Raw genomic sequence first — 1682 nt, forward strand, 5'->3', positions numbered from 1 at the left:
GTGATAGGGCCCTCTCGACGACCTTGGCGATCACGCAGTACCGGGAGTGGTCGTCGACGGCGGTGACCAGCTTCGCCTCCCGCAGCACACCCATGGCCGGGTTGGCCAGCCGCACCCCGCCGACGATGTCCATCTGCCACAACTGCATCGGGGCGGGTCGTTCCCACCGCCGATACGAGTCCTTCGGCCGCTTCCGGGGCCGGGCCCGCAGCAGACCCTGCCGCTGCAGGATCCGGTCGATCGTCCGTTCCGACGGCACCGCCAGGTCCCCGACCACCCAGGGGCCGGTCTTCCGCAGCATCTCCAACCGGATCCGCCGCGATCCCCACCGGGGATGCTCCCGACGCATCTCCGCCACCGCGACCTCGACCGCCTCCGTTACCTGACCAGGAGACGAGTGCGGCCGATGCGACCGATCGGCCAACCCGGCCAGTTGCTCGGTCAGATACCGGCCCACCCACCGATGCACCGTCGACCGATGCACCCCGAAGCTCGCGGCCACCTCCGTCACGTCCGAGCCAGCCAGCACCGCACGAACCGCATCCAGGCGTTGCTCAACAACCGACAAGACAACCAGTGCCAATCCCGGCCTCCCTGAATCCCGACACCCCGCGGAGACGTCGGGCCCAGAGTGCCGAACCGACCACCGTCGCAGATCAGCTGGCGGACGCGTGTCGCACATCAGCCGACGGAGGACAACCAGCTGCCGAATAGCGTTGCCAAATTGCCCTCTATCAGATCAAGACGCTGGCGCGGCGAGCCGGCCCGGCCCGGCCTGCGGCCAGCCGGGGCGGTCAGCCGCCCGGACGGGCCGGAGACCGCGCCGGCAGTTGCCGAACGGATCCCGGGGGTCATGGGTGCCGCCCACCCCAAGAGTGGGCCCCGACGTCGACGAGCTGCCCGACGCCGAGTTGCCGAACGGCTGGACGTCGACGAGGACCAGGACGTCGGTTGCCGAAACATCGCGGACCCCGGACCGGGGCCGTGTCCGTCCTGCTGGCGGCCTGCGGCCGGCATCGGCCGACACGGCCCCGCGCCGGGGGGGGTTATCGGCCGGTTGCCGAACGGAACCCGCGAACCAAACGGCCCCGCGCCGGGGGGGGTTATCGGCCGGTTGCCGAACGGAACCCGCGAACCAATAGGAACGTGCGAACCGCCCCCGACCGCCGCCCGGAATGCCCGAATACGGAGACACCATAATCGGATTTGAGGATTGCGGCGTTTGCGCTGGCCGCGATCCAGCCTGTGCAGCCCTGTCGTTGGTATCGCTCAGGTCGTCGACCACCGGGGCTGTGGCGTGGCGTGGTGGCCGGCCGAGGTCGGCTGGTGGGGAATGGCTGGTGGGGTGGGTCGGTTGTATCCCCGGTGCGGCCGTAGCCCCCCTTCGAGCGGGTGGATGGGTCGGGTGGCCTCGGGAATGGGGCTGGCCGGCTGGTCGTTACACCATGTCGACGCCGTTGGAGCAGCCCGCCGTGCGGGCCTGGTGAATCCTCCGATCCCCTTCTGCGGCGTGGTGAAGTTCCCCCTGGATCTTTCTCAGAGCGCCCGTACGCGTGGTGCTTGCGCACAGATTCCCGTGCCTGCCCGTGTGGGTGGTGTGTCCGGGTGTGTGCGTCAACCCCCGAATGGAGCTTTGATCATGAACAAGCTTATTCAGCGTGGTGTGCTGTCCATCGCCGGTC

The 1682-nt window shown here is 69.2% G+C and carries 1 protein-coding gene; it reads right to left on the bottom strand.

The window, feature by feature from the left end:
- Positions 1-529, bottom strand: a 529-nt coding sequence (locus tag E1258_RS32495) for a helix-turn-helix domain-containing protein (RefSeq protein ID WP_207919926.1), incomplete at its 3' end; no start/stop codon positions are given.
- Positions 530-1682: the final 1153 nt, after the last annotated feature.

Origin of the sequence: Micromonospora sp. KC207, assembly GCF_004348615.1 — a bacterium.
In the GTDB taxonomy this organism is placed as follows: Bacteria; Actinomycetota; Actinomycetes; order Mycobacteriales; family Micromonosporaceae; genus Micromonospora.